Source organism: Nocardia sp. NBC_01499 (genome assembly GCF_045040275.1).
Classification (GTDB): Bacteria; Actinomycetota; Actinomycetes; order Mycobacteriales; family Mycobacteriaceae; genus Nocardia.
The window spans coordinates 8,388,507-8,414,789 of the sequence record NZ_CP109426.1 but is presented as its reverse complement, the minus strand read 5'-3'; the positions used below and the strand labels follow the sequence as shown (position 1 = coordinate 8,414,789).

Sequence of the window (26,283 nt, the reverse complement as noted above, 5' to 3'; positions counted from 1 at the left end):
TTTGTTCAGTAAGTATCACAACAATCGTTCGGTGAATTTCTATAGGAGGACTGCGATGCCGGAAGTTCGGTCCGGAGCACGCCAGTACCCGATGGCGCGAGGGCGCTGCCCGTTCGACCCGCCACCCGAGCTCGGCCGCAGGCAGCGGGAGGAGCCGGTGGCCAAGGTGCGGATCTGGGACGACAGCGAGCCGTGGCTGTTCACCCGATACGCGGATATCCGCGCGCTGCTGGCCGATCCGCGCGTCAGCGCCGATTCGGCCAGGGACGGGTATCCGGCGCAGACGGCGGGGATCAAGGCCCATCCCGACCGGGCGAAATTGTTCATCACCATGGACAACCCGGAACATGCCGCGCAGCGCGGGCTGCTCACCGCAGACTTCACCGTGCGAAGGATCGAACAGTTGCGGCCGCGGATCCAGCAGATCGTCGACGATCTGATCGACGATCTGCTCGCGGGCCCGAAACCGGCCGACCTGGTGGAGGCGTTCGCACTTCCGGTGCCCTCGCTGGTGATCTGTGAACTGCTCGGCGTGCCGTACGCAGACCGGGCCTTCTTCCAACGGGTGAGCAAGGTTCTGACCGCGAGCCATACGCCCCCGGCCGAAGCACGCGCAGCGGTGGAGACACTGCTCGACTACCTCGGCGGGCTGGTGCGGGACAAGCTCGCCGACCCGGGCGAGGACGTGCTGAGCCGGCTCGCGACAGAACAGGTCGCCACCGGCGCGGTGACGGACGCGGAGGCGGCGTCTATGGGGCTGCTGCTGCTGGTAGCCGGGCACGAGACGACGACCAACATGATCGCTCTGGGCACCGCCGCACTGCTGGAGCATCCGGATCAGCTCGCCGCCGTCCGCGACGGTGACGACGCACTGGTGGCGAACGCGGTCGAGGAGCTGCTGCGCTACCTCACGATCTCGCACAGCGGACGGCGGCGCGTGGCACTGGAGGATCTGGAGGTCGGCGGGCAGCGGATCTGCAAGGGCGACGGCCTGATCACCGCGGACAGCGTGGCCAACCGTGATCCGGCGCAGTTCCCCGAACCCGACCGGCTCGACGTGACCCGCGAGGCAGGCCACCACCTAGCGTTCGGCTACGGCATCCACCATTGTCTCGGCCATGCGCTCGCGCGGGCCGAACTGCAGGTGGTCTACCGCACGCTCTACCGGCGGATCCCGACGCTGCGGCTCGCTGTTGCGCTGGACGAGGTCGAATTCAAGCACGACATGGTCGTCTACGGGGTCCACGAACTCCCGGTGACGTGGTGAACCCGGAATGATCAGTCAGCGAATCGACATGATGGACGATGCGGGAGTGGAACGGCGGGTTCTCTCTCCTGGCAGCACGGCACCATACGCGACAGAATCGCAGTTGACAGTAGAGGCGGCGCAGCTGCTCAACAACAGCTACTGCAAGCTGACCAGTGCATATCCCGGCCGATTCTCCTCCCTCGTTTCTTGCGAAGCCTTCGGCGCCGACCATCTCGTGCCGGGCAGCGACTTTCCGCACTACTGTTGGTCGATCCCGAATGTCCCCGCCGCGCAGTATGAGTCGTTGATCCATGGTCTGGCGTGCTCGCCGCTCATAGCTGAGCTCGTTTCTGATCGTCAGTGTGTAACGCCCCCAGTCCTTTTCGGGACCGGGGGCGTCTTTATGCGTTCACGGCCGGATGTCGCTGTCATCCGCGAAGGCGATTACGGGCAAGCACTCGTTGGCCGAGCCCACCCGGCTGAAGTCATCCCCGCCCAGTGGTTGACCAGCGCAGAACGGATTCGGGCGAAACGCGGAGGGACAGCGCGGGACTCCCCGGAGTGGCGGGTAGCTGACAGCCCGCCACTCGAAAGCTGAATATGGGCTGACTTTAGTCAACTAAAGTGCGCGGTACTGCCGATTTCCGTACGATGCAGTCAAGACTCGATCTTGGCCGCCGAATGCAGATTCCCGAGCTAACGGGAGGGTGATGGACTGCGCCGGGAACGGGGCTCAGCGGTCGCCGTGCCTACACTGCGGACATGGCTGAGGACGTAGGACCCGCCGACCCCGTCCGGCTGCGGCACGACGTCCAGGTGCTCGCCGCCGGGCCGCGCAGCCGCCGGCACGCGCCGGAGGCGATGATTCTGGCAGAGGAGTACGTGGCGAGCGAACTGGCCAGCGCCGGCTGGCAGGTGCAGCGCGAGCCGTTCGCCGCCCGCTGGGCGGTCGGCTGCACGGACCGGCACGGGAACCGGGCCCTGCCCCTGAAGGTCCGAGTCCACCCGCGGCTGACCGGCGCGAACCTGCGCGCGGAACTGCCGGACGCCGCCGCCGGGCCGACCGTGGTGATCGGCGCCCATCTGGACACCGTGTACGGCTCGCCGGGCGCCGACGACAACGCCTCGGGCGTTGCGGTCGTCCTGGAGGTGGCCCGGCTGCTCGCGGCCCGCCCCGAGCGGCCTGCGGTGACCCTGATGGTCTTCGACCATGAGGAGGTCGGCCTGGTCGGGGCCCGCGCGGCGGCCCGTACGCAGACCCGCTCGCGGCCCGTCGCGGGCATGGTCTGCCTGGAGTCCGTCGGTTACTTCGCGGACGCGCCGGGGACCCAGCGGCTGCCGAAGGGCGCGGGGCTGGCCTTCGGCCCGGCGGTCGCACAGGTACGGGAGGCTGGGCACCGCGGCGACTTCACGCTGGTGGTGCACCGGCGCTCCTCGCAGCGCGCTGCGGAACTCTGGCGCGCAGCGGCGGCGCGGGCCGACCCCGCGCTCCCGGCTGTACTGCTGCGCGACCCCCGCCCGGACGGACCGCTGGGCGCGGCCATCGGCCTCGCCGTCCCGGCCCTGGGCCACCTGGGCCGCAGCGACCACGCGGCCTACTGGAACCGGCGGATCCCGGCGCTGATGCTCACGGGCACGGCCAACTTCCGCAACGCGCACTACCACCGGGCGTCGGACGTGCCGGAAACGCTGGACTACGGTCGGCTGGCGACGGTGGCGACGGCCACGGCACACCTCGGGGCGGCGGGCGACGCGTTCCCGGGCTGAACACGGGGCCGGGTGTCAGTAGTCGAAGGTAGGGTCGGCCAGTAGCGCGACCGTGAAGAGGACGCCGACGCGGAAGTCGTTGGTGACCCCGTCCCCGTCTTCGTCTTTGAACCGTTCCAGCAGAACGTCCGCTCTTGCCGCGGAGAGCGCGATCCAAGCAGGCACTTGCCGACCTCGGACCGGTCGGCCACCAACGCCTCTAGAACGTCCGGATCTGCCGATTACAGCCCGAGTCGGTCAGTCGTGTTCGGCCCAGAACGAGGTGAGTACTCCTGCACTGCGGACCGGGTCCTGCACCATCCAGTAGTGGTTCAGACCGTCCAGCACGGCGACACGGGCACCTGCCCGGGCCGCCGATCGTCGACGCATCTCCACCGAGCCGACGAACCGATCCTCGGTGCCGAGAACGGCCAAACCGGGACGTTCGGCCGCGGCGGGGAGATTACGGCCCAGTTCAGCCATGGTCGGCTGGGCGGCGGAGCGGTAGAAGGCGAGGATCGCGCGGCCCATCTCCGGTCCCTGGGCGGCGGCGATCCGGGTGGCGACCGGTCTGGCGAGCCCTACCGCGACCATGCGCTCGACGCGGTCGCCGACCGTGCCGCCCATCCAGTCCGCGATCGACTTCTCCCCCACCTCGGGCATCTGCCATTCCCGGGCCAATCCGTGCCAGACGTACTCCGGATCGAACACGCCCAGAGAGTCACTGGCCCAGGTTCGTAGCAGGTCCGGTCTGGTCATGGCGACACCGACGACCGTGCTGCCGCCGACATCGTGGCCGACCAGGTCGACCGGTTCACCCAGCGCCACCAACTCGCCGACCAGCCAGTCGCGATAGCCCGCCACCGTGCAGTCGAAACCTGCCGGGACAGGCGCCCCGAATCCGGGCGGAGACACCCGCAGCACATCGGTGCGCTCCAGTTCGGCGAGCAATGGGTCCCAGATCGCTGCGCTTTCGGGATTGCCGTTCACGAATACCGCAGTCACACAGGTCCTTACCGCAGGCCGAACATGATCACCACCAGGGTAGCCGCCGACCGCGCCATGCCGTCAACGCATCCGATAATGCCGCCGAGCGCGCGTTGGTCAGACGTCCAGATCTGTTGATAGACATGACTTCCCAACGCGCGCATCTGCCGAATTGAGTGTGTTCGAATGGGTCGGTCAGGGACTGACGGACCTGTGTCGGTTTACCGCCAGTGGTGATCTCCGAGGGCAACCGTTTCCGATCCTCCGTCTGCGAAGACGATCTGGCCGGTGACGAACCGATTGTTCTCGCTGGCCAGCCAGCAGATGAGTTCGGCCACCCATTCCGGCCGGCCTGGGAACCCGCCGAATGGTTGCGGTGCAGCGGTTTCGACGGCCTTGCGAGCGCTGGCGTCGGCGAAGATCCAGGCGGCCGCGGGAGTGTCGACGACACCCGAAGCAACGACGTTGAGCGCGATGCCCGATCCAGCCCACTCAGCGGTCGGGGCGGTCCGGCGTATCCAGCGATTCAAGGCACGCTTGGCGGTACCGTAACCCGCAGTCGCGCCCCCGGCCGACGGGTTGGCGCCCAGATAGGCAACCGCGGCTGCTTCGTCGCCCTCGAGGCATGCTTGCATGAGGTGCTCGTCGGCTGGTGCCAGCGACGAGGTCGACGAGACCGCTACTGCCCGGGGCGCGGGACTCTGCGCCAGCAGCGGACGAAGGCCCTCCAATGTCGCCACCGCGCCGAAATAATTGGTTTCCAGCATTCCGGTCTTGCCACCACCGGCGATCGCCAGCACAGCATCGATCGCGCCGTATTCGCTGACCTGATCGACAAGAGATCGCCGCCCCGCGGGTGAGGACAGATCGGCGTGGACATCGGCATCGGCGAGATCGCAACCGATGACCTTGGCGCCGCTCTGGCGAAGCAGCGCAGCGGTCGCCGCGCCTATGCCAGACGCCGATCCGGTCACCACATAAGTCCGACCGGCCATACCTGCATGCGATGTCATCGCGTCTTCCCCGTTCACCTGACCGGCATGGCACTTGCGCGCCCGAGCCGACATACAAGACCACCCTATGCACACCCCGCTGTCGCGCGCATACGAGATCCTCTGCCCACCAAGACATCCTCTCCTGCCGCCGAGCGCGCGTTGGTCGGCCGTCCAGATCCGTTGGCCGCCACAGTTTCTGGAACGTCTGCCGAGTTGCGGATGTCGTACCGAGGTGGGCGGGTTGAGGATTTCTTCCGGCTTGCACGCCGATCGTGGAATCGACCTCGCCCCGACCAGCACGCACGGGCGGGGCACAGCCGCGACGCGCAGCAGTTCATGCAGGTCGTCGGTCACCTGCGTGCCGCTGCGCGGCAGGTCAACCAACTCGCTCCAGCCCAGCCCAGCCCAGGCCGAGCCGGTCGTAGATCACGCTGGTGGTGAACTCCGCGACGAGGTTGTGCACGGCCCAGTAGTACAGGCCAGACATCCCGCCACCGGCCAGGAACACCACGGGCGGCCGCCGGTGCCGGACCGGTGCAGCAGCATCGCCCCGCCCGAGAGCTCGTGATGCGTCCCTAGCGGGGCCCCGGCCGCACCCGCGATGTCGTACACCATGCCTGGCACTCCCGCTGTCGGCAACCCGGCCAGCGCACCATCACTGAAAGCCGTTCCGTAACTGAGCATCCCAGCTCAGGACTCTTGCCGCCACGTCGGATGATCTTGCGCCCCGACCGGGCCCGCAAGGATGCTGACTTCGGCGATATCCGCTCATAGCCGCAGGGCGGGCGGTCCGGGCAGGATAAGACGCGCTCGACGGTATCGTGCAGGGGTCGAGCCGAGCGATTTCGATATCAAGGGCCAGTTGCTCCGCTCGCCGCCAGAGTGCTGGCGGCTGTTGTGGTCCGCAGTCGATGATCTACTCGCCGAGCAACCCAGCCCGTGGGAAATCTGCACCCAGAACGCCGACGGTTCCCTTTGTATGCCCTACGCCCGCTACAGCGACGCCGTGGAGCGCGTCAAACAGGCGTTGTTCCAAGTGAATTCGCGTGTGAGATTCGACTGGCCGAACTGGGACGGCATCCAACGCTATCAAGGCGGCCGAGGGTTGGCCGATGCACCGGTCGCCGATGTCTGCCGAATGCTGACCGTGATCACGCACGCTGAGCGATTCCATGACGGAACAATCGGGCGCGCACTCGACGACGGCACCTTCCTGACAGCCCTGCTGCGCCTTCGCAAGTGGTACGACGACATAGCCGACATCCACGCCAAGCACATACACGCACCACCGGGCCAATCGTGGATCTCGCAACGGGTCAGTGACCTTCGCACGTTCCAGGCAGTGCGACGAGACTAATGCAGCGGCCCGCGAACGTCCTCAATTACCGCTGCGCGTGCGTTCCGCAGGCCCGGACTGATCGACCTGTCTGACAACGCATCTGGCTTCCCCGAACACGCTTGATGTTGAGAAGCGCGCGACCTTTCGGACGCGCGCTCATTCCGATGAGCGTGCATCTCCAGGGCGTTTTCCAACAAGGGTCCCAGTAGTTTCGGTGCAAAAACAACGGATATGGCTTGACCGGCAGCGATGGTGTGGTGCCGGGTTCGGGCTGGGGTAGGTGTGGTTGGTGCTCGGCTTGGCTGCCGAGTACCAACCACCCGGCACTGGCGCTGGCGAATCATCCTCTACCAGCACATCCCAAGCCTCGCTGGATTTTTGGCGAGTCCGGGACCACTATTCGTCGGCGCTGTGTTCCTGCACTTCACGCAGGAACCGGTGCCCGGTGTCCACCAGGTCCTGCACGAGGTCAGCCCCGAAACCAGGTTGATTCGCGCTACCTGAGGAACTCGACGCGATGTGATTCGAGATCAATGCTGCACAGGGCTGGACACACCGACACCGCTGCGGGTGTCGGCGCCGAACCTTCGGATGTCGGCGTCCAAGTCGAGAGGGTCGCCGACCAGCTGGTGGTCGTCGGCCGCGATCAGTGCCGCCGGTACCAGCCAACAGACCTCGAACTCGAGCCCGTCCGGATCCTTCGCGTACAACGATTTCGTCGTGCCGTGATCCATCTCGCTCACCAACGCGCCCGCACCGACCAGTTTGCCTCTGATCTGACGGAGCTCTGCCAGGGTTTCCGCTTCCCAGGCCAAGTGATAGAGCCCGACGGTGCGCTGTCCCGCTGCGGAGTCCTCGGCTTGACCGCCCCGTTGAATCAGTCCGAGATCGTGGTCGTTCATGGATCCTTCGGCTTGCAGGAACGCGGCATCGGGAAGTGTGAAAACAGGACGGAATCCGAGAACAGCGCGGTAGAACCCCGCGCTGCGCTCGACGTCGCGGACATAGAGAACGGCGTGGTTGAGACGTTGGATGGGCATGGTGTCTCCGTAAGGTGGAATGAGGTGTCAGAATGCGCAGGGCGCCAGGCGTGGTCGTGACATCTCGTGCAGGGGCGAGGGAGCCGACCGCCTTTGTGGACCGGTCGGGAGCGGATCAGGCAGCGGACCGGCCGGACAGGGCCGAGCCCAGCCGGCGGGCCTGATCGTGTGACTCGCGCATAGACGCCTCGTGCAGCGGCAGCAGCGGCGCCATCACCGGCACATGCGCAGCCATGGTGAGTTCGGGGGTGATGACGGTGAGGTCCAGACCCAGGATGGGCTCTCCCAGAATGTGTTCCAGTGTGGGGACCAGATGGTCCATGCCTTCCTTCGGGGTGCCCGGTCCATAGCCGCCGCCACGGGCAGAGACCACCACGGCGGGGCGACCGGTCGTCGACACGGGTCCGGTGAGGTTCATGGTGCGGCCGATGACCAGGATCTGGTCCAGCCACGCCTTGAACACCGACGGCACGGTGAGGTTGTAGAGCGGCACGGTGAACAGGTAAGCGCTGGCGCCGAGGAACTCCTCGATCAGCTCGTCCTGGATCGCCAGCGCCTCGGCCTCCTCGACAGTGCGGGCGGCCGGGTCGGTGACGCGAGCGGTGACGCCCGCCGCGCTCAGGTGCGGCACGGGGGTCACGGCCAGGTCGCGGTGAACGACCGGCCCCTGCCACTGGTCACGGAAGGACTGGGCGACTTGACGCGAGACCGAGCCCTCGCCGAGTGCGGAAGTATCGATGTGGAGCAGGTAAGACATGAGAGGTTTCGGGCCTTTCCAGAGTTGTTGGGGGGTAGTGCCATTGGGGACCGAATGTCTACCTCCGGCACACACCTCCAATACGAACATTTTGTTCGTAGCGCCATGATGGGCCAGTATCGGAGGCGATACAAAATGCACAGCGGTGTGCGTGACGGAGAGGAATGTGTGCCATGGACGTCAGCGACAGTTCGGGAGCGGCGGCCGCGGCAGGCCCGTGCGCGAACATCCCCGCCGAGCAGATGGCTTTCATCCGCAAGGTCCTCGACCGCGTCGGCGACAAGTGGAGCCTGCTCGTCATCGCCGCGCTCGACGCCGGACCCCTGCGCTACACCGACCTGCACCATCGAGCCTCCGGCATTTCCCAGCGCATGCTCACCCTCACCCTGCGCCAACTCCAGCAGGACGGCCTGATCACCCGCACCGCCTACGCCGAAGTCCCCCCGCGCGTGGAATACACCCTCACCCCACTCGGGCGCGGCCTCCACCAGATCGTCGCCTCCCTGATCGGCTGGGCCGCCGACCACCACGACGAGATCCGCGACCACCGCACCCGCGCCACCACCACACCCTGAACCGATACTGTCACCAGCGCCTCTAGAGCGTCCGCAACTGGCACCCCTACTTATCTCCGAACGATCCGTTCTGTGAGGTCGGTCGTTCAGGTCCGGTGCGGTGACCCCTTTGGCACCCCTTGGTCCTTGAGGCCTTCATAAAGGCCGCGGGCGCCGCGCCCGGACCTCTCTCTGACGGCGGATCCGGTTGGCGCGGTGTGTCTTCCGGCTCCAGCGTTGGTGAGCAGCTGAGATTGTTCGTGGTTCGAGCCCTCCCGCGCGACCAGACGCCCTGCTGAATCGAGAGCCTGTCGAGCTCTGATGCAGACCGGTGCCGTGCGGGTGCGCTGGGATCGCGAACAGCTCATCGGAGGCAAGCCCAACAGGCTCGTAAGTAGGGTGCTGCGCGTTCTCGCCAGGGTTTCGACCAGCGGTAACCATCTGATGGAGGACGGATTTGAACCGATATTGCGGAATCGACTGGGCCGAAGGCCATCACGACATCGCGGTCGTCGATCGCGACGGTGTGCTGGTGGCGAAGAAACGGATCGCCGACGACCCCACGGGTTTCGCCGAGCTGGTCGAACTACTGGCCGAGGCCGGTGACACCGCCCAGGATCCGATCCCGATTGCGATCGAGACTTCGCGCGGGCTGATGGTCGCCGCGCTGCGCGCAAGCGGGCGACCGGTCTTCGCGATCAACCCGATGGCGGTCGCGCGTTATCGCGAACGCCGTAGCCTGGCCCGCGCGAAATCCGATCACCTCGACGCGATGACCTTGGCCAACATTTTGCGTGTCGATGCCCATATTCACCGACAACTGCCTGCCGATAGCGAACTCGCCCAGGCGATCACGGTGTTGGCTCGGGCGCAGCAGGATGCGATCTGGCGGCGAACCAAGGCCAGCAACGAGCTGCGCTCTCTGTTGCGCGAGTATTACCCATCGTTCCTGACCACCTTCGCGGCGAGATCTGTCACCAACCTCGCCAAAGCTGAAGCGCGAGCTGTTCTTTCGATCGCGCCAACCCCGGCGCGAGCGATGAAACTGACCAAGACCCGCGTCGCAGCGGCATTGCGCCGGGCCGGACGTCAACGCGGCATCGACCAACTCGCCGCCGACATCGTCGACGGATTGCGCAAACCGCAACTGCGCCAACCAGAGTTGGTGGAAACTGCGATGGGCCGCCAAGCCGTGGCACTGCTGGCCATGCTCGATGCCGCCTGTGCCGGTGCTGCTGACCTGGAGCAGGCCGCCGCCGAGGAGTTCCGCAAACATCGCGACTACTCCATCATCACCAGTTTCCCTGGCTTGGCCGACCTCACCGGGGCTCGGATGCTCGCCGAGCTCGGCGACGACCGCACCCGCTTCACCAACGCCCGAGGGTTGAAGGCCTATGCCGGCTCGGCGCCGGTCACCCGAGCATCCGGCAAGACCATCTCCATCACCCACCGCCGGATCAAAAACGATCGCCTCGCGGCCGTCGGCTGGGTGTGGGGTACCACCCTGGTTGTCTTGTCCGGTCCGGCCTATGAGCACTACCGGCGTCGCCGCGACCACGGCGACCGGCACGCCCCCGCGGTCCGGCACCTGTTCAACAAAATGCTCGGACAGCTCTACCACTGCCTGCAAACCGGCCAAACCTACGACCCGACAAAAGCTTTCAACCAACTGAACCGCCCCGGCTTTTCGGCCGCTTCTTTCCTTGTGAAGGATGTGGGCCATGCCCAAGCGTTATCCGATCGAGCAGCGTGAGCGTGCGGTGAAGATGGTGCTGGACCGCCTCGACGGGTATCCGTCGGCGTATGCCGCCTGCCAGGCGCTCGCCCCGAAGCTCGGTGTCCACCCGGAGTCGTTGCGGGTCTGGGTGAAGCAGGCCCAGATTGACACCGGGAAGGCTCCCGGTGTGACGAGTGCGGAGCAGGCGCGGATCAAAGAACTCGAACGCGAAGTCCGAGATCTGAAGGAGGCCAACGAGATTCTGAAAGCTGCCTCGATTTTCTTCGCGCGGGAGATCGACCCGCGCCGCCGGTGATCTGTGCGTTCATCGATCAGATGCGGGGGCTGGGTTTCCGGGTCGATCCGATCTGTCGCGTGCTCACCGAGCAGGGCGTGCAGGTCGCCGGACGAACCTATCGGAACTGGAAAACCGCGCCGGCTTCGGCGCGGACAGTGACCGACGCGCGCCTGACCGACGCATTGCTGGCCACCATCGGCACGCCCGAGGGAATGTATGGGCGCCGCAAGATGACCCCGTATCTGCGCCGCCAGGGCCTCCAGGTAGGGATCGGCACCGTCGACCGACTCATGCGTGACGAAGGTCTGTCGGGCGTGGTCCGCGGCGGCAAACACCGCACCACGATCGGCGGGAAAGGCGCCGGTCATCGCCGCGCCCCGGACCTTCTCGACCGCGACTTCACCGCAACCGAGCCAAATCGCAAGTGGGTCACCGACTTTACTTACGTGCCCACCTGGTCGGGGTTCGTGTATGTGGCGTTCGTGATCGACTGCTTCTCCCGTTCCATCGTGGGCTGGCAGGCCGCCACGATCAAGGACACTGCCATGGTCACCACCGCACTGAGAATGGCGCTGTGGCGGCGCGATCACGATGGTCACGCCGTTGAGGATGGATTGATCCATCACAGCGACGCGGGATCGCAATACACCTCGATAAGATTCGCAGAAACCCTTGCCGCAGAACAGATTGCGGCCTCGATCGGCAGTATCGGCGATGCCTACGACAACGCCCTGGCGGAGTCGACGATCGGGCTGTTCAAGACCGAAGCCCTCGCCCGTGACAGCCCGTTTCTCACCGGGCCACTGCGGGCGCTCGACGATGTCGAGTACGCGACGATGGAATGGGTCGACTGGTACAACAACCAGCGGCTGCACAGCCTGCTCGGCCATATCCCACCCGTCGAGTACGAAGCCGCCTATTACGCTCAACAACAGCCATCCCAGCCGGTGATGACTCAACCATGAAGCCGGCCGGAAAGTGGGGACGGTTCAAACCTCCCACCACGCCAACGACATCCGCCGCAGCTTGACAGTTAGCGGAATCGGAGGTCTCTCGTGTCAAGGTGTGGTTTGCAGGTCGGGTTATTCTTGTTGGTGGTGAGTCCAGGTTGTGGCTTGTCCGAAGTGCCGGTGTGCGGGGTTGAGCCGGTCGCGCTGGAGTCAAGAGTCGTCCCCGATTGCCCTCCCGGGCCCGCCCATTCGCGTTGTCGTTGATCGGTGAGCATGCGTGTGTAGATGGTGTTGGAGAGTCTGCGTTTGAGCGCGCGTAGTGCTTCCATCGACGTCTTTCCGCTGGTTCTGCGGGTGTCGTAGTAGACCCGGCCGGCGGTGGGGTGGCGTAGTTGGACGACGGCCATGATGTGCAAGACCCGGTTGATTTTGCGGTTGCCGGCGCGCGAGAGCCGGTGGCGTTGTTGTTCTCCGGAGGAGACGTCCAGGGGTGCGGTGCCGTTCCAGGAGGCGAACCGGTCCCGGTTGGCGAAGCGGTGGATGTCGCCGGTGTCGGCCAAAAGCCTTGCCGCGCTGGAAGGTCCGATGCCATTCAAATCCATCAGCGTCGAGCCGCGGTCGAGGACGAGCTGGCGTAGTTCTTTGTCGGCGGCTCTGATCCTGCGGTCGATGGTTTCGAGGTCCTCGATCAATTCCGTCGCCAATCGCTGCTGGACCGTGGTGACCGGGTCGGTCGCGGTGATCGTGGCGAGCAGTTCGCGGGCTTGGCGGGCGGAGAGGAACTTCTTGGCGCCACCGGGAATCAGTTCCAGCAGTACCCGGTGCAGGCGGTTGAGGGTGTCGGTGCGAGCGTGACCGAGCCCGTCGCGTCGATCGGCGAGCATGCCGAGCGCGATCAGTTCCGGATCAGCGGCAACGCGACGCAGATTCGGTGCGTGCAAGGCTGCGAGGGCAACTGAGTGCGCGTCGACCGGATCGGTTTTGCGGCCGTTGCCGGTGGCGAAGACCCGCACTTGCGCGGAGAGTTTCGTGGGAACGTCCAAGACGGTTTCTCCGTCATGGATCAGGCGATGTGCGAGGTGACGGCCCACACCGTTGCAGCCCTCGACCGCCCAGATCCGGTCGGTGAATCGTTGTGTGGCGGTGCGCATTTCCGCATAGCCGTCGGTGTCGGTGCCGTATCTGCCGGTGGCTAGGATCCGTCCGGTTTTGTCGATGATTTCGATGGTGGCCGAGCGTTTGTGTGGATCCATTCCGATGATGACGGTCATCGCCGTGGCCTCCCGTGGTCTGCGATCGTGTTGGTGTCCGTGCCGGGAGGGCATTGCTAGTTCGAGCGTGGGGCAGATCCCTTTCGAGCCACTCCGGCACGGCACCCGGTGGGAGGCAAACCAATTAGAGAGCCACACCAATCACGACGGTGGGCAGCCGCTGAGAGAGCACCCCACCGGGCACCTGAACCAAATCCTGGCCGGGATCTGATCCTGACACCAGTCTCTAACTAGCCGCTGGGCGCGCGTTGGGCGGCCGTCCAAATTCGTTGGCTGACAGCACTTCCCTAAGCGCGCCGATGAGCGTGCGTGCCACCATCTAGTGGCTCAGGCGATGACTCAAATCGGATTTCCGTCGGGATCGGCCAGCACAATGGAGCCCGCGTCGTCGGGATACTCCCAATCGCCAGTGAGATCCCGCTCTGAACCCAATGCAGACTACCGACGCGACAGTTTGTCCAGGTCGCGTTTGCAGAACCCGTGGTGAGCCCATTCCTCGTTGAGCAGGGTACCGAGGCATTGCCGCACTGCCCGCCCCTTGGCGTACGGGGGCCATCTGTCGTCGTCGGGCACCGGCGCGGTCTGCGCGAGCTGATCAGGGGTGACCTCGGCCAGCCACGTCTCGATCCCCGAAGCCTGCCGGTTGCGCACGGCGAGCACCTCGTCGAGGCTCGGTTGGGTGGACGGGTCGAGCCCGTTCTCCTGGTCCATGACGAACGGTGCACCCAGTCCCATGGCCGTGAACGGCTCGGTGAGCCCGAGCACGCAGCGCCGGAACCAGGAGTCGTGCACGAAGACAAGGTGACGCAGGGTTTCGACCATCGACCACTCGCCGTCGACGCCGTGATGCTCGCTGTTCTCGGGCATGGACCGGACGCGCTCGCTGGTCGTCGCCCAGTCGTCCCGCAGTTGCCGCCAGGCCTGTCGCAGGTCGGCCGGCTCATCGGAGCGGATCAGTAACCGCACCGGGTGACGGCGGTCGAGCTCCGCCTCGACGTACGACATTACCTCGACCCCGTTGACCACGAGATTGGTGACCAAACCGTCGATCTCAGCGTCCTGCATGACCACGCCGACCAGCCGGGCTCTACTCAGGTCGCACTCGCGGAACTCTGCGCCGGTGAGGTCCTCGTCGTCGAAGCGTCGCATGCAGACAGACTAGGCGGCATCGCACACGCAACGCGCGACTCTGCCGCCTATCGCGCGTTGTCATTCGTCCAAACTGGTTGGCTGACAGCACTTCTCAACGTACGCAAATGCCGAATGTGGTGCATGCCGCAGCCGGCGCTGTCCGCATCGGTCACCGCACCATCCCGGGCTGCCGTTCATCCATACAATTGGCCGGATGGGCGAGCTCTTCTCCGAAGATTCACGGGTGGATGAGCACCTAGCCGCCCGCTGATACCACGTCAACACGCGGTAATAGCCGCGGAGCGCGTGTTCGAAGTCGGTGCCCGACGTTGTCACCAAACGATGGATTCTCCACAGCTGGGATGCGTGGAGCCCGCACTACGTCGTATCCGCCCGTTTCCGCCGATATCCACGGACATGGGTCGGGAGCCGTTTCGCGGCCGGGCGGGTGCGTCGCCCAGCTGGAGTGCGTACAAGAGATCGCGGCGTGGTCGACCCTTCTCGTCGCTGCCCCCGCTTTGTCACCTCGCTCGGGCTGACAACGAAATCGACTGCGGCGGTTCGTGTTTCCTCTGGACTGGGGACAAACCCCCCAATCATGAGGTCTATTGGCCCGCACTCGATGATGGGACGATTCCAGCTATCCGAGGCCAACTCCTCGGGCCGGGGCTGGATTTCGGGGTCGCCGCCAGTCCGACGGTGAGGAATGGGAGTACTTGATGAACACACGTATCGGTCGGCCGGGCATCGGTGTCGCTGGGTTCGTTGCAGCCGCTGCTGTTGCCACGGTGTTTCTGGCACCGCAGGCCGGTGCCTGTGACTTCAGTGGTGCCGTAACCCTGACGGTATGCGGCGGGGTGCCAACAACGAGTTCCGACGCCTACTATGTGAACTCGGCGTATACGTTCACGGTCAACTTCCCGGATCCTCCACATCACCGGTTCGAAAAGCCCGTCAATCTGCTCGCTACATATGATCCAGACCATGACATCGATCCGCTTCTTCATCCAGACCTCGCCACCATTGTCGGCTCCGTAACAACGCCTCCGGGAACCACTTCAGCCAGTATCCAGTTCACCCCCACCAAGCCGGGCCACTATGACTTTCTTGTGCAAGACGGCGACGGCGTCAAATACGGGCCGGTATGGTTCACTGCCGCTCCCCCCACCTAAACCCTCCGCCGACCCCTGCTGGTACCGACAGTGCGAAGTCGGTACCGGGCTTGTGGGTTAAGTAGTCGCCACCAAACCCGGTTAGCCACCCCGGATGCTGGCCCGCGCCCTGGATGCCGGGCTGCCATATGGGTGGTTTCGGCCTAGCTCACGACCCGGCAGACGCGGTCGGACTCCAATCCGCCAATCGATTCCGGTTGTCCAGTCCCGAGCATGCCCGGATCGGCGACCGGAAAGATAGAGCCACCGCTACGGAACTGGACTGCGCAGCAGCGGATTACCCGCACAGCTGAGGCGTTCAACGACCCCTCGTCTCAGTCCTGGCGATCGCCTCCAAACACACGCTATTGCCGCGTGGCGCGCGTTGGTCAGTCGTCCAAAATGGTTGGCTGACAGCACTTTCCCGACGCGCAAATGCCGATGCGCGAGCGTTCGACCGACCCTCAATATGCGGTCGGCCGAACACTCGTAGGACATCACTTCGACGATCTACAAGTAACCAACGAACTGGGTACCTACGCCGAGCTGGTCGACAGCGACGGTGGGACCGCGCTGGAGGAAACTGCGATCCCACCGGCTCAAAGGATCGTGGGCCCTATCCCGGGATCAGCGGTGCCGCAGCAGAACCGCCCTTCTTCTTCCAGACCCGGATGGACTTCGTCTTCCCGGTCTTCAGGCAGTCCTTGAACTGGCCGTAGGCGGCTGAATTTGCGGCGCATGCGTCTGTTTTGGAGTCGGCGTTGGCGGGACCAGCGAGTCCGACACTGAGCAAGGCTGCGGCGAACGCGCCGATAACGATGGGGAGGGCTATGACCCTGCGCATCTGCAATCTCCGATCTCTGATGAGCGGCTGTCGGCCCCTGATCAGACGGGGTGAGTGGAGCATTGGATAAGACCCCAGTTATTCGATGCGGTGGTGGTGATGGACTTGCCTGAGCCAGGTCGCACCGGCAGACAATTGGGCCATGGGGAGAGGCCGACTATGTCGACCCAACGGACTGATCGGCAACCGACACCGATGCGCTGCTGAAGCGCCGGGAAATGCTACATCCGTCCAAGCTGAGTTCAGTTAGGGCGAGTAAGCGATTATGCTGCGGAGCACACGTTGGTCGGTTGCCCAGATCTGTTGGTAGACACGGGTTCCCAACGCACGCGAATGCCGATGCGCGCGCGTCTGCTCCGGAGGAAGATCGAACCGGTTGCGGCGGCGCTCGACAGTCGTGTCACATCACGCTCTACTCGTTCGTACGGAAGTCAGCTCATCGGGCCGATTGAGGAGGCGGGAGATTCTCGATGATGTCGTTAGAGGGCGGCTGCAGTGATACCTGATAAGAGCCGATCCGAAGGCTGTCCGGGAACGAATAGGTCATCGGAGGCGAGTCAGGTTGGCTGGTTTGCCCCGACGATCAGGAGGACAGATTGCCTTTCACTTCTGGGCGACTCACAGCGTTCGTGACCGTTTTTGGGTTGGCTGCCGGGTCGTGGCTATTGACAGCACCGGATGCCAATGCGGCAGACCAGACGACTTACAACTGCGATAGCGCCACACTCAATGACGGCACGATCACAGGCACGGCGTGTTACCCGACAGGTGGACACGCAAACAGCAAGGGAGAAGCAACGAACACCGTCGTTTTGTACCGCAGGCGCGGAAAGTCCTCCAGGTCCGTGCTTTGCGCCAAAACTGTCGTCACGGATAGGAAACTGACCGGCACTTCTTGCAAACGCAACTAGTCTGCCGGGGCGAGTTGTCCTGGCATGGAGTCGACGACGTTGTCGGCTCGCGGTCCGGCCTTGTTGCTGGATGCTCGAGGTGGGGCCGAAAATCAGCGTAAGTCGTTTTGCATCGCACCCATCCATCCTGACTTCAGTCGGAACGAGTGAGCGATAATGCTGCATGACTCAGAGCTGGCGTTCGCGTGTCACGTTCGGGACAGTCGCTGTATCAGCTGGTTTACTGCTAGCCGTGATTCCGGGTGGAGCCTCGGTCGCGGAGCCATCCCATACGGTGGCATGCGCCAGCGGCACAACCGTCAGCGTATGAAGTGGTACCACGATTCCAAGACCGGGACGTGCAAGCGGTTCGTGTACGGCGGATGCCAAGGAAACGGCAACAGGTTCGACAGTGAATCTGAATGCAAGCAGCACTGCAAATCGGAAACTAGCGGTTCGCCATCGTCAAACAAGCCGTCGGAGTGACGGCCTGGCTAGGGTCGAGCCGGGCCGACCGAACGCTCGCGTAACATCCGGCATCGCCTGTGGTGCGGGCGTTCGGTCGGCTCCTCGTGTCCATTCCAGATCGCTCGAATCCGCTCTTGTCGGTGCCCGCGCTCACGGAAACCCGACTTTCGCGGCGGCGCAGTTCACGGCGTTGTTCAGATATGAGTAGATGATCGGCGCGCCGTCCACGAGGATCATGCGCCCTGTCGTGCGGCCGTCTAGAAAGTCGGTCACGAGGGGTAGTCGGGCTCGGTGGTGACGACGAGGCTCTCAGCGGCAACACTGCGGGCCGCCAACACTGTCCGATGCGGCAAAGACGTTGGTGCGGTAGCTCATCCAGCACCGCGGGGACCGTCGAGCGAGTTGCTGTATCCGTGCCCGCAATTCTGTGGGCGCGCCCCGGTTCGGTGTACCGTCCCGACGCGTGACGCGATGTGTCTGGGTTTGTGACGTTGCCGTTGGGATGTGCGATCCACGACTCCGGACGGAGACCCGAATACGGCGGCACTCAGATCGAATGCGTTTCCCCGTCAATTCTTAGGAGACACCATGCGACACCGCAATACGCTCGTTCGGATGCCGATCATCGGAGCGTGCGTCGCCGCAGCACTGCTTTCGTCCGGCACAACCGCGAGCGCGGCCGGACCCTACGGCGCTCAGCTGGCGAACACTCCCACCGCTTGCCGTGACTTTCCCATCCCTACCGAGATCAACGGCAACGCGCAGAGCCGCCCCGATCTCGGTCCGCTTGGCACAGTCGGCATTTGGTACGGCTTCCAGCACCGTGCCTTCATCTACACCCCCTGCACGGTGACCGTCACCGCACACTGGACCAACCTCGACACCGGAGACTCCGGCTCGGTGGACGTTCCGCTCAGTGGCGGTTGGGGTTTCGCCCTGCCCGCGAACAGCGGCGCCATCAGCCGGGCCTCTTTCTTCACCGGAGTCGGCCGCGTCAGCATCACCACGACGACGGATATGCCACACCAGGTGATGCCCGCCGCCGAGTTCTACGCCGGCTGATCCACCGCACTCTCGAACGTTCGCGGTTTCGGCGCAAGGGACGCGGTAGCGGCGCTCACGATGCCTGCTCGGCGACGTTCATCATGGCGATCCAGCTGTGGGGCGCGCCGTCGCCGATCATGACGTCGTAAATATCCTCGCCGCCCGCTTCAGCGGCAGCACGCGAGAACATGGCCTGCTCGTACTCGGCCAGCGCGGCCTCGATGTCGTCGGGGTGCGCGGCGATGGCCTGGCCGAGTTCGGCTCCGTCCTGCATGGCCGTGTTCGCGCCTTCGCCGTTCGGGGGCGCGAGGTGGGCGGCGTCGCCGATCAGGGTCACTCCAGGCATCCGAGCCCAGCGGTGCCCGACCGGCAGTGTGTAGAGGGGCCGGATGGCCGGTGTGGTGTCGCTGTCGGTGATCAGCGCTGTCAACTCGGGCGCCCACCCGTCGAACTCGGCGACGATCCGCGCCGACACAGCTGCGCCGTCGGTGTCGGCGAGCCAGTCCTGTGGCGCTGCGAGCTGTACGTAGGTGTGCAGAGTGCCGCCCCTTTCCCGATAAACAAGGAAGCCTTTGCCCGGCGCGAGCGCGAACATCGACCCGGCGCCGACCGCCTCGGCCGTGGCGCGATGACGGGTGTCCGCATCGAATAGGAAGTACTCGACCGACGTGACGCCCACGTACTGCGGGGTGGCGTCGGATAACACCGGTCGAACCCGCGACCACGCCCCGTCTGCCCCGACCAGCACGCCCGTGACGACGGCGGCGCCGTCGGTGAAGCGCAGCTCGTTGCGGCTCTCGCCGAGTGCCTGTACGCCGCTGACCTTGCGCCCCCAGTGCACGATGCCGTCCGGAAGCGAGTCCAACAGCATCTGGCGCAGCTCGCCGCGCGACACCTCGGGACGCTCCCCCGTGCCGTCGTCGGGTCGATCGAGCAAAACAGTCCCTGTCCGGTCCAGAACTCGATAGGACTCGCGGCCGGGCAGCACAAGACCGCGGAACTTCTCGATCAAGCCGGCCGCCTCGAGCGCTGGCTGGCCGTTCCAGGGGTGGATGTCGAGCAGCCCACCCTGGGTACGCGCACCCGCCGAGGCCTCCGCTTCGTAGACCGTGACCGGGATGCCATGCGTGTGCAGGACGCGGGCCAGGACGAGACCGCCGAGGCCGGCTCCGACAACGGTAATCGCGGTATTCATCGTGTTCCTCCGAGATGGTGGATTGCCACTCCAACAACGCTAGCAGAAGTTTGGAGCGGCGATCCATACGTGGCAGAATGGATCCCATGGCGACCAAGTCTCGACGAGCCCCCCGACGCAAGGAGGCGCTGACCAGGGACGTGATAGTCGAGGCCGCTACCGAAATACTCGATGCCGAGGGCGAGGACGCACTGACCCTGCGAGCGCTCACCGTGCAGCTGTCCACCGGATACGGGGCGATATATCACCACGTCGCGGACCGCAACGACCTGCTCGCCGCGGCCACCGACCACGTCATCACCCCCATCGTGACCGACCTCGTCGCCGACGCCGAGCCCCGAGAAGTGCTGCGTGCCATCGCGCTCGGCCTGTTCGATGCGATCGTCGCCCACCCCTGGGTCGGTGGCCAACTCACCCGAGAGCCTTGGCGACCGGCACTGTTGGACATCTACGAAAGCATCAGCGAGCAACTGCAGGCACTCGACGTGCCTCAACAAGGGTTATCCGACTCCGCCGGGGTGCTCGTGAACTACATTCTCGGCGTCGCCGGGCAGAACGCCGCGAATGCCCGCACGCTCGCCAACAACAAGATGGACCGATCAACTTTCCTCGCCACCGTCGCCGCGCAGTGGGCACAGCTCGACCCCGCTAGATACCCATCCGTGCACAAAGCCAGAACGCACCTGCGCGACCACGACGACCGCGAACAGTTCCTCAACGGCATCAATCTCATCCTCGCCGGCATCGAGACCGTGCACCGCACGGGCAAGAACAGCCCTGCCCGGTAGAAGCCAAGATCTCACCGCAAGCTGACCCACCTACGGCGCCCCACGACCACATCGGTAGAGGCGGTGGAGATCAGACCGAACACACGGCTATGCCGCTGTGCGCGCTGGGCGAAGTGGCTGCGCCGCGGTGGTCGGCACTGCGGAGGAGTCGCTGCGGCTCAGAACATCCGGTATCCCCGATAACCGTTGCGCCGCTTCATCGTTCGATTCGAGTTTGATCGATCCAGCGATCACGTGACCGGTGCGTTCCAATGGCCTGCGGCGATCTGCCCCAGCAATTCCCGTGCGACCTCACGGGCACCATTGCTGGCCTGCATGATCTCGATCGCGCTGCGATGAACACGTCCGCCCAGGCTGGATACCTGATATCGCGACCTGGCGCGCAGATAGTCGGCAACCGTGCTGACTCGCGAATCACGAAGGGACGGAATCAGATTTCCCCACCGCACCAGCTTCCTGCATCGTGCCTCCACGATGTCGGGATCGAGCACCTGCCCGGTCTGCGCGACCGAAGTATGCGGCTTGTCCGGCACCACGTGCTGACATGGATCGGTTCTCTATACCCGCCGCACTGATGACTGTCCTCATCGAGAAGTTGAGCGGGTGCACGTACAGCCGAATCCGATGTCTCCGAGCCGTTCCGCACTGAGCTTGCCGCAGCGGCGGCATCGGGTGTGATGCGGGTCGTCGGCAAAGGATGGTGCGGTGAGCGGACCGAGATAGTCGAATCCGTTGTCCTCGGCGAGGGCTTTAGCGTCTGTGTAGGGCACGGGCTCTAGCTCGGCCCAATGTCCCTGCACGGCTCTGGCGTCGGCCGCCCACTTGCGCCAGTAGCAGGCTCGACAGGTCAGCTCACCGTAGCTGCGCTTGTCCACGGTGTAGTTGAACCGGTAGTGCGCTTCGACTGTGCATGTGCGGCAACGAGTCAATTGCCAGCTGTCGGGATGGGTGAACGGCTCCATCGGGTCGAGGCCGCAGGCTCGTTGAATTACGGCGATGTGCTGCTCGCACCACGTTGGTTTGGTGCGGGTCTTGAACGCGGCCGTGTCGGCACAGCCTTTGGCCGAACAGATCTGATCGGTGGGGACCGGCTTGCGGTGCAATGGTTTTGGCGGTTTGGGCTTCGGCCGCTCCTCCAGGGAGACCGAGCGCAGTCGAGTTGGCACCGGTGTCGGAGTTTGGCGATTCGATTCGTTCTCACCGGCCAGCGCGATCTCGTCGAGCGGTTTGCCAACTAGACATCTGAGGAAATCGTCCTCGGTCATTACCTCGATGTCCTGGCCTTTATCCTGAAGCTCGAATGCTTTGCGAGCCTTGCCAGTAACGTTCGAACCTGGACGGAGCACGGCAGGGTTGATATCGCCCACTACGAGGACATTCGTCTTCTTCGTGACATCTTCGTCGGTCCGCGCGCCGACTCGGGCGCACTCTTGCCAGGCGACCTGCCGAGTCATGGACATCAGGGTGCCGGTGAAAACTATGACCCTGCCGTAGAGGTAGCCGTCGGGGTCTGCGTTCGGATCGAGTTCGGGCCGTACGAGCCGGGATCCGGTACCTCCGGAAATCGCGACGCTGCCTTTGTAGATACCACCAGCCATCGTGCCGATGCGCACGCCGACTGAGCCAGCTAGCTCATCGAGGTCGACAGCATTTTGTTTTCGGGCCAGTCCACGGACCACGTCCACCACGGCTCTGGCGTCCGCGAGTGGATCGTGATGGTCATCGATCGACCCGCCGAGTGATTCCAGGACATACGGAAGCCGATACGAAGGCAACGACAGGGCACGGCGCGACAGCACCATCGTGCACAGGAATCGCAGGCCTGGCCACTCGATTTGGTCAACCGCGCAGGCATATCGGACGACACCGGTATCGAAACCCGCATTGTGGGCAACAACAACGTCATCGCCGAGGTAGTCGACGATCCTCGGCAGGATCTCCGCCCAGCTCGGCGCATGCGAGACGGTTTCCTCGCTGATGCCGTGCAGCATGGTGTTGAACCCGTCGAAGTAGTTGACCGCCTCGGGGGGACGGATCAGCCACCGGCGTTCGTCCACCACGACCCCATTGCGGACGCGGACGAGGCCGACCGCACAAGGCGATCCGCGGTAGGAGTTCGCAGTCTCGAAATCGATAGCCGTGTAGTCGAACATCAGGCCACCGGGTCCGGTCGCACTAGACCCACGAACTCGTCCGGAAACGCCACGATGGTCGGGCCATTGAGTTCTTCCGGCATGATCCACGGAGTTTCGCCCGTCTTGGGCGCCACCGTCCGGCGGTGCCGTTGCTCGTCAGTGAACAGCCACGCCGCCCACGCTTGGGCGACGTAGTTGGCCAACGCCAGGGCGCGGTATTGCGGTTCGTCCTCTTGCGGCGGGGCAAGCGCAGGCACAGGCGGAAAGCCTGGGATTACAAGGTCTTTGCGGTTGCGTGTGTTGTAGTTCGCGATCGCTGTGCAGATCAGGTCTTGGTGAGTGGCGGTCTGCTGGATCAGGTCGTCGAACACGTCGAGATGGATGGCGTCCGCGACGCTGATGGGCGGCTCGGTCCCAGTAGTGAGCACGATCGATCGGCCTGCCGTAAGAGCGTGAACTTTTATGTCGTAGCGGGGATCCTCATGTGAGATGACTACCGCGTTGGTGTTGTTCACACTGGTGTTGCCGGTACGGCTGATCACCCAGACAGCGGTGGCGTCGGCGGCTGGTTGCCGATCGATGATTGCGAAGCCGAGCATTGTTCCCCCATAACGTTCGATTCGTGTGTGCGTGAGATCGGAGTGCGTGTGGGTAGTGTTACCGAGGACGGAACATCTCCCGAAATGCCCTGTGTGATAGCCGAATTCCCCATTGGGATGCGAACGGTTCCCAAAATTTCTATGGCGCTTTGCAATTGAGCTCTGAGCTGTCTCGGTACCCCGTGACTACTCGACCTGGCCAAGGCGCTGCACGACCGTTGGTCTGCGACGTAGCGATCTGAGCGCGATGTGTTCATTCGATGAGGCGGTCAGTCGGTCAGGTATGCCACCCAAAGGTAGTCACCGGCGCGGCTCATGGCGACGAGGGTTTGGCGGGCGAGCAGTTCGGCGTGGTCGCGGGCCCCCGGGTAGTACGGTTTCGCTGTCACGGAGCACGAATCCGGGCCCGCCGTCAAGGTCGTCGACGGTGTTGTTGGCCTCGATACGTTGAACGAAGCGCAGCACGGCCTCCCGATGCACCAGCTTCAGCTCCATAAGGGTGAAGTCCTGCACTTCGTCGACCACGATCAGTGCATAAGCCTCGGAATCGTCGAGTGGGCGATCGCGTAACTCTTCGATAGCTTTGCCGACGATGTCGTTGAAGTCGTTGATCTTACGGTCGTCCAGCCGCGCCTGGTACTGCTTGTAGAACAAGTTTCAGACGTCTGCTCGCTGGTTCGGGCCGAGGGCGACGCCGTCCCGGCCCGAGCGCTTTACCTCCTGGTATCTGTCCAGGGCTCGGTGGACGTTCCGCTCAGTGGCGGTTGGGGTTTCGCCCTGCCCGCGAACAGCGGCGCCATCAGCCGGGCCACCTTCTTCACCGGAGTCGGCCGCGTCAGCATCACCACGACGACGGATGCAGTGGCCGTGTTCGCGCCTTCGCCGTTCGGGGGCGCGAGGTGGGCGGCGTCGCCGATCAGGGTCACTCCAGGCATCCGAGCCCAGCCGTGCCCGACCGGCAGTGTCGTCGGGTCGCTCGAGCAGAACAGTCCCCGCTGCGGCGACGCGCGCGTTCGATCAGGCGCAACCGGCGGCCGACAGTTGATCTCGCGTTGGATTGCGGTCGGCCCCAATACCGTGATCACTGCTGAACAGATTGTCGAAGCCGTCGGTGAAGGGAGGCAGCGTCTGGGGGTCGGGGCGCGTAGGTTCGAGGGTGGCGGGCTGTGGCGATGGGAGCTGTGGTGATCAGCAGGAAGGGCGCGAGCACGATGGCCAACTCGGAAGACGACCGTGTCCCCGAACCGCAGGGGAAGGCGGCGGGGGTGCCGTACGACTGGCGACGTCCGACGTGGGCGCGACTGCGTGCCCGGTGGTGGAACCCGGCCGATCCGCGTCTGTTCACCCCGAAATCGTTCGGATGGGGTTACGACATGAATCTGTATCGGCTGTTTCACTGGGGTCCGCGGGGCGACCGTAAAGGTTGATGAGCGGCCCTGCGGATAGTCAGGTGCTGGTCGTCACCACAGGTGGGCACCCATCGTTTGCGATTGGCGGCGAATTCGCGGCAGGGCGGAGAAGGGGCTTGCCGTGGTCGCGGCTGACGGCGCGACGTGGTCTGCGCCATCCGTTTGGGCGGATCGCTACCGCATCGAATATCGTAGGCAGACGCGACGGCCACCCTTGAGGATGCAGGGGTTCAGCCGGGCGGGAGCTGATGAAGTAAGGGCGGACTGCGGCATGGTTTGCACTGAAACTGTTACGGCGGTGGCGCGATGAGCGTCGAGGCCGGTGCGTTGGACATACACCTGGACTGGGTCGACTCGGCGGCGATACTGACCATTGGCGGTGAGGTCGACGCGATGTCGGCGCCACAACTGCAATCGGGCATCGAAGATGTGCTGGTCGATAAGCCGATGCTGTTGGTGGTGGACCTGTCAGGAGTGAGCTTCTTCGGGTCTGCGGGGCTCAGCGTGCTGCTGCTCGCAGAGCGGGCTGTCGCGAAGGGTGGACTGCGGGTGGTGGCGTCGCCGCAGGTGCGACGGCCGATCGAGGTGACCGGGCTCGACGAGATACTCGATCTGTTCGAGACCCTGCAAGACGCGCTGGCACCGGGCGGAACTCCGCATATCGCCTGAATCCGGTTCTGGCACAATGCGTTACCGTGCAACACGCTTGACCGACCTACCCGTCGGCACGGCACACCGCGAGGGATGAGTGGTCGGATTGGTTGCCAGGGTCGATAGGTTCCAGCAGCGGCACCGTGGGTTGGGGTTTCCGCTGGCGGTGATTTATAAGTTCGTCGACGATCAAGGCGGATACCTTGCCGCCTTGATCACCTACTACGCGTTCGTGTCGTTGTTTCCACTGCTGCTGATTCTGACGACAGTGCTCAGCGTGATCCTCAAAGCCGATCCGCATCTTCAACAGCGCATCCTCGACTCGGCGTTAAGCCAGTTTCCGGTAATCGGCAACCAGATCAGCCGCCCGGAGCGGCTCAGCGGCGGCACCGCCGGTCTGATCGCGGGAATCAGCGTTGCGGCGTTCGGTGGTCTCGGTGTCTCGGTTGCCCTGCAGAACGCGATGAATGTTGCCTGGGCGGTACCGGTCAACCAACGTCCCAATCCGCTGATGGTCCGGATACGCGGGCTGATCGGGCTGCTCATCCTCGGTCCGCTGATCCTCGGATCGACTGTGCTGTCCCAGATCGGCGCCGCGTGGCGCATCGGCTTCGGGTTTGCCTGGTTGCTGCTGCTTGCCTCGGTCGTGGTCAACGCCGGGTTGTTCGCGATCGCGTTCAAATGGGCCACTGTGCGCCCGCTGCGCTGGCTGCAGATCGCTCCCGGCGCGGTGGTCGCCGCTGTCGCGTGGCAGTTGCTGCAGCGGTTCGGTTCGCTCTATGTCGGCCGGGTGGTGAGTCATTCCTCGGACACCAACGGTGTGTTTGCCGTGGTCCTCGGGCTCCTCGGCTTCCTCTACCTCGCCTCGTGCTCGGTCGTGCTGTGCGCGGAGATCAACGTCGTGTGGATCGACAAGCTCTATCCCCGTGCCCTGCTGTCACCGTTCACCGAGAACGTCACCCTCACCACCGGCGACCGGCGCACCTACACAGATCAGGCACAAGCCCAGCGCAACAAAGACTTCGAAGACATCACAGTCACCTTCGACCAGCCTCCCTAACTCGTCGCTCCGGTC

Annotated in this window: 28 protein-coding genes; 13 read left to right on the top strand and 15 right to left on the bottom strand. The window is 64.5% G+C overall.

Annotated elements, in window-relative coordinates; translation table 11 throughout:
* The first annotated feature begins 55 nt into the window (after nt 1–55).
* Complete coding sequence (locus OG203_RS38265) at nt 56–1,267, top strand: cytochrome P450 (protein ID WP_405162078.1); 1,212 nt, start codon at nt 56–58, stop codon at nt 1,265–1,267.
* 744 nt (nt 1,268–2,011) lie between these two features.
* Nucleotides 2,012–3,016: a M28 family peptidase gene (locus OG203_RS38260; RefSeq protein ID WP_405162077.1), complete on the top strand. Its 1,005-nt coding sequence runs from the start codon at nt 2,012–2,014 to the stop codon at nt 3,014–3,016.
* A 15-nt stretch (nt 3,017–3,031) separates the two neighbouring features.
* Here OG203_RS38260 and OG203_RS38255 read toward each other — a convergent pair whose 3' ends face one another.
* The 3 genes from OG203_RS38255 to OG203_RS38245 all read right to left on the bottom strand — a co-directional run bounded on the left by OG203_RS38255 (nt 3,032) and on the right by OG203_RS38245 (nt 5,331).
* Entirely contained in the window at nt 3,032–3,181 is a 150-nt protein-coding gene (locus OG203_RS38255) for a hypothetical protein (RefSeq protein ID WP_405162076.1), read from the bottom strand.
* A 72-nt stretch (nt 3,182–3,253) separates the two neighbouring features.
* Nucleotides 3,254–4,000 (bottom strand): alpha/beta fold hydrolase, encoded by a 747-nt coding sequence (locus OG203_RS38250; RefSeq protein WP_397143864.1) that lies wholly within the window; start codon nt 3,998–4,000, stop codon nt 3,254–3,256.
* 203 nt (nt 4,001–4,203) lie between these two features.
* A complete protein-coding gene (locus OG203_RS38245) occupies nt 4,204–5,331 on the bottom strand; it encodes an SDR family oxidoreductase (protein ID WP_405162075.1) in 1,128 nt (375 codons plus the stop codon).
* Nucleotides 5,332–5,839: 508 nt separating this feature from the next.
* On the opposite strand from OG203_RS38245, the gene OG203_RS38240 reads away from it, so the two are divergent.
* A complete protein-coding gene (locus OG203_RS38240) occupies nt 5,840–6,334 on the top strand; it encodes a DUF6508 domain-containing protein (RefSeq protein ID WP_405162074.1) in 495 nt (164 codons plus the stop codon).
* A gap of 512 nt (nt 6,335–6,846) precedes the next feature.
* On the opposite strand, the gene OG203_RS38235 is transcribed toward OG203_RS38240, so the two are convergent.
* Complete coding sequence (locus OG203_RS38235; RefSeq protein ID WP_405162073.1) at nt 6,847–7,356, bottom strand: VOC family protein; 510 nt, start codon at nt 7,354–7,356, stop codon at nt 6,847–6,849.
* Between the two features lie 115 nt (nt 7,357–7,471).
* The gene (locus OG203_RS38230; RefSeq protein ID WP_405162072.1) at nt 7,472–8,113 is read right to left on the bottom strand and encodes an FMN-dependent NADH-azoreductase; all 642 of its coding nucleotides are present in this window, start codon (nt 8,111–8,113) and stop codon (nt 7,472–7,474) included.
* Between the two features lie 242 nt (nt 8,114–8,355).
* Here OG203_RS38230 and OG203_RS38225 point away from each other — a divergent pair, with 242 nt between their 5' ends.
* The 3 genes from OG203_RS38225 (at nt 8,356) to OG203_RS38215 (ending at nt 11,647) form a co-directional block, all read left to right on the top strand.
* Nucleotides 8,356–8,688, top strand: coding sequence for a winged helix-turn-helix transcriptional regulator (locus OG203_RS38225; protein ID WP_405168132.1), 333 nt, complete (start codon nt 8,356–8,358; stop codon nt 8,686–8,688).
* A 436-nt stretch (nt 8,689–9,124) separates the two neighbouring features.
* Nucleotides 9,125–10,420, top strand: a complete 1,296-nt coding sequence (locus OG203_RS38220) for an IS110 family transposase (RefSeq protein WP_405162071.1) — start codon at nt 9,125–9,127, stop codon at nt 10,418–10,420.
* Nucleotides 10,389–11,647 (top strand): IS3 family transposase gene (locus tag OG203_RS38215; RefSeq protein WP_405162070.1). Its coding sequence is split into 2 segments (ribosomal slippage): nt 10,389–10,662 and nt 10,662–11,647, totalling 1,260 coding nucleotides; the frame shifts between segments, so codons are not numbered across the junction. Before OG203_RS38220 ends, OG203_RS38215 begins: the two co-directional genes overlap by 32 nt.
* A gap of 68 nt (nt 11,648–11,715) precedes the next feature.
* Here the strand turns inward: OG203_RS38215 and OG203_RS38210 are convergent.
* Together OG203_RS38210 and OG203_RS38205 are read right to left on the bottom strand one after the other, a co-directional pair.
* Nucleotides 11,716–12,903, bottom strand: a complete 1,188-nt coding sequence (locus OG203_RS38210; RefSeq protein WP_405162069.1) for an IS110 family transposase — start codon at nt 12,901–12,903, stop codon at nt 11,716–11,718.
* A gap of 438 nt (nt 12,904–13,341) precedes the next feature.
* The gene (locus OG203_RS38205) at nt 13,342–14,052 is read right to left on the bottom strand and encodes a DinB family protein (protein WP_405162068.1); all 711 of its coding nucleotides are present in this window, start codon (nt 14,050–14,052) and stop codon (nt 13,342–13,344) included.
* A 701-nt stretch (nt 14,053–14,753) separates the two neighbouring features.
* Between OG203_RS38205 and OG203_RS38200 the strand changes: the two genes are divergently transcribed.
* Nucleotides 14,754–15,206, top strand: a complete 453-nt coding sequence (locus tag OG203_RS38200) for a hypothetical protein (protein ID WP_405162067.1) — start codon at nt 14,754–14,756, stop codon at nt 15,204–15,206.
* A 595-nt stretch (nt 15,207–15,801) separates the two neighbouring features.
* Here OG203_RS38200 and OG203_RS38195 read toward each other — a convergent pair.
* Nucleotides 15,802–16,029 (bottom strand): hypothetical protein, encoded by a 228-nt coding sequence (locus OG203_RS38195; RefSeq protein WP_405162066.1) that lies wholly within the window; start codon nt 16,027–16,029, stop codon nt 15,802–15,804.
* 1,067 nt (nt 16,030–17,096) lie between these two features.
* On the opposite strand from OG203_RS38195, the gene OG203_RS38190 reads away from it, so the two are divergent.
* Nucleotides 17,097–17,405 carry a BPTI/Kunitz domain-containing protein gene (locus OG203_RS38190; protein WP_405162065.1) on the top strand — a complete coding sequence of 103 codons (309 nt, stop codon included), beginning with the start codon at nt 17,097–17,099 and terminating at the stop codon, nt 17,403–17,405.
* Between the two features lie 132 nt (nt 17,406–17,537).
* Here the strand turns inward: OG203_RS38190 and OG203_RS38185 are convergent, their stop codons facing one another.
* Nucleotides 17,538–17,660 (bottom strand): hypothetical protein, encoded by a 123-nt coding sequence (locus tag OG203_RS38185; RefSeq protein ID WP_405162064.1) that lies wholly within the window; start codon nt 17,658–17,660, stop codon nt 17,538–17,540.
* Nucleotides 17,661–18,002: 342 nt separating this feature from the next.
* Between OG203_RS38185 and OG203_RS38180 the strand changes: the two genes are divergently transcribed.
* Complete coding sequence (locus tag OG203_RS38180; RefSeq protein WP_405162063.1) at nt 18,003–18,449, top strand: hypothetical protein; 447 nt, start codon at nt 18,003–18,005, stop codon at nt 18,447–18,449.
* A 55-nt stretch (nt 18,450–18,504) separates the two neighbouring features.
* On the opposite strand, the gene OG203_RS38175 is transcribed toward OG203_RS38180, so the two are convergent.
* Nucleotides 18,505–19,626 (bottom strand): FAD-dependent oxidoreductase, encoded by a 1,122-nt coding sequence (locus tag OG203_RS38175; RefSeq protein ID WP_405162062.1) that lies wholly within the window; start codon nt 19,624–19,626, stop codon nt 18,505–18,507.
* Between the two features lie 86 nt (nt 19,627–19,712).
* On the opposite strand from OG203_RS38175, the gene OG203_RS38170 reads away from it, so the two are divergent.
* Nucleotides 19,713–20,414, top strand: coding sequence for a TetR/AcrR family transcriptional regulator (locus tag OG203_RS38170; protein ID WP_405162061.1), 702 nt, complete (start codon nt 19,713–19,715; stop codon nt 20,412–20,414).
* Between the two features lie 230 nt (nt 20,415–20,644).
* Here the strand turns inward: OG203_RS38170 and OG203_RS38165 are convergent, their stop codons facing one another.
* From OG203_RS38165 to OG203_RS38145, 5 genes are all read right to left on the bottom strand, one after another.
* The gene (locus OG203_RS38165) at nt 20,645–20,950 is read right to left on the bottom strand and encodes a DUF2397 family protein (protein ID WP_405162060.1); all 306 of its coding nucleotides are present in this window, start codon (nt 20,948–20,950) and stop codon (nt 20,645–20,647) included.
* 48 nt (nt 20,951–20,998) lie between these two features.
* A complete protein-coding gene (locus OG203_RS38160; RefSeq protein ID WP_405162059.1) occupies nt 20,999–22,567 on the bottom strand; it encodes an exonuclease domain-containing protein in 1,569 nt (522 codons plus the stop codon).
* Nucleotides 22,567–23,148 carry a hypothetical protein gene (locus OG203_RS38155; RefSeq protein WP_405162058.1) on the bottom strand — a complete coding sequence of 194 codons (582 nt, stop codon included), beginning with the start codon at nt 23,146–23,148 and terminating at the stop codon, nt 22,567–22,569. The genes OG203_RS38160 and OG203_RS38155 overlap by 1 nt, the downstream gene beginning before the upstream one ends.
* Before the next feature lie 300 nt (nt 23,149–23,448).
* Nucleotides 23,449–23,802: a UvrD-helicase domain-containing protein gene (locus OG203_RS38150; RefSeq protein WP_405162057.1), complete on the bottom strand. Its 354-nt coding sequence runs from the start codon at nt 23,800–23,802 to the stop codon at nt 23,449–23,451.
* A gap of 59 nt (nt 23,803–23,861) precedes the next feature.
* A complete protein-coding gene (locus OG203_RS38145; RefSeq protein WP_405168207.1) occupies nt 23,862–24,083 on the bottom strand; it encodes a hypothetical protein in 222 nt (73 codons plus the stop codon).
* A gap of 249 nt (nt 24,084–24,332) precedes the next feature.
* Here OG203_RS38145 and OG203_RS38140 point away from each other — a divergent pair, with 249 nt between their 5' ends.
* The 3 genes from OG203_RS38140 (at nt 24,333) to OG203_RS38130 (ending at nt 26,268) form a co-directional block, all read left to right on the top strand.
* Nucleotides 24,333–24,575 (top strand): DUF5808 domain-containing protein, encoded by a 243-nt coding sequence (locus OG203_RS38140; protein ID WP_405162056.1) that lies wholly within the window; start codon nt 24,333–24,335, stop codon nt 24,573–24,575.
* Nucleotides 24,576–24,863: 288 nt separating this feature from the next.
* Nucleotides 24,864–25,226, top strand: a complete 363-nt coding sequence (locus tag OG203_RS38135; RefSeq protein ID WP_405162055.1) for an STAS domain-containing protein — start codon at nt 24,864–24,866, stop codon at nt 25,224–25,226.
* Nucleotides 25,227–25,374: 148 nt separating this feature from the next.
* On the top strand, nt 25,375–26,268 hold the full coding sequence (locus OG203_RS38130) for a YihY/virulence factor BrkB family protein (protein WP_405162054.1): 894 nt from the start codon (nt 25,375–25,377) through the stop codon (nt 26,266–26,268).
* Nucleotides 26,269–26,283 lie beyond the last annotated feature (15 nt).

Excerpts from the sequence above, each read along its gene's own strand:
- OG203_RS38230 (WP_405162072.1), bottom strand. The coding sequence starts at position 8,113 with ATGTCTTACCTGCTCCACATCGATACTTCCGCACTCGGCGAGGGCTCG.
- OG203_RS38160 (WP_405162059.1), bottom strand. The coding sequence starts at position 22,567 with ATGTTCGACTACACGGCTATCGATTTCGAGACTGCGAACTCCTACCGC.
- OG203_RS38260 (WP_405162077.1), top strand. The coding sequence starts at position 2,012 with ATGGCTGAGGACGTAGGACCCGCCGACCCCGTCCGGCTGCGGCACGAC.
- OG203_RS38210 (WP_405162069.1), bottom strand. The coding sequence starts at position 12,903 with ATGACCGTCATCATCGGAATGGATCCACACAAACGCTCGGCCACCATC.
- OG203_RS38235 (WP_405162073.1), bottom strand. The coding sequence starts at position 7,356 with ATGCCCATCCAACGTCTCAACCACGCCGTTCTCTATGTCCGCGACGTC.
- OG203_RS38205 (WP_405162068.1), bottom strand. The coding sequence starts at position 14,052 with ATGCGACGCTTCGACGACGAGGACCTCACCGGCGCAGAGTTCCGCGAG.
- OG203_RS38225 (WP_405168132.1), top strand. The coding sequence starts at position 8,356 with ATGGCTTTCATCCGCAAGGTCCTCGACCGCGTCGGCGACAAGTGGAGC.
- OG203_RS38190 (WP_405162065.1), top strand. The coding sequence starts at position 17,097 with ATGCTGCATGACTCAGAGCTGGCGTTCGCGTGTCACGTTCGGGACAGT.
- OG203_RS38200 (WP_405162067.1), top strand. The coding sequence starts at position 14,754 with ATGAACACACGTATCGGTCGGCCGGGCATCGGTGTCGCTGGGTTCGTT.
- OG203_RS38175 (WP_405162062.1), bottom strand. The coding sequence starts at position 19,626 with ATGAATACCGCGATTACCGTTGTCGGAGCCGGCCTCGGCGGTCTCGTC.
- OG203_RS38135 (WP_405162055.1), top strand. The coding sequence starts at position 24,864 with ATGAGCGTCGAGGCCGGTGCGTTGGACATACACCTGGACTGGGTCGAC.
- OG203_RS38180 (WP_405162063.1), top strand. The coding sequence starts at position 18,003 with ATGCCGATCATCGGAGCGTGCGTCGCCGCAGCACTGCTTTCGTCCGGC.
- OG203_RS38265 (WP_405162078.1), top strand. The coding sequence starts at position 56 with ATGCCGGAAGTTCGGTCCGGAGCACGCCAGTACCCGATGGCGCGAGGG.
- OG203_RS38155 (WP_405162058.1), bottom strand. The coding sequence starts at position 23,148 with ATGCTCGGCTTCGCAATCATCGATCGGCAACCAGCCGCCGACGCCACC.
- OG203_RS38170 (WP_405162061.1), top strand. The coding sequence starts at position 19,713 with ATGGCGACCAAGTCTCGACGAGCCCCCCGACGCAAGGAGGCGCTGACC.
- OG203_RS38195 (WP_405162066.1), bottom strand. The coding sequence starts at position 16,029 with ATGCGCAGGGTCATAGCCCTCCCCATCGTTATCGGCGCGTTCGCCGCA.
- OG203_RS38145 (WP_405168207.1), bottom strand. The coding sequence starts at position 24,083 with ATGCCTGGAGTGACCCTGATCGGCGACGCCGCCCACCTCGCGCCCCCG.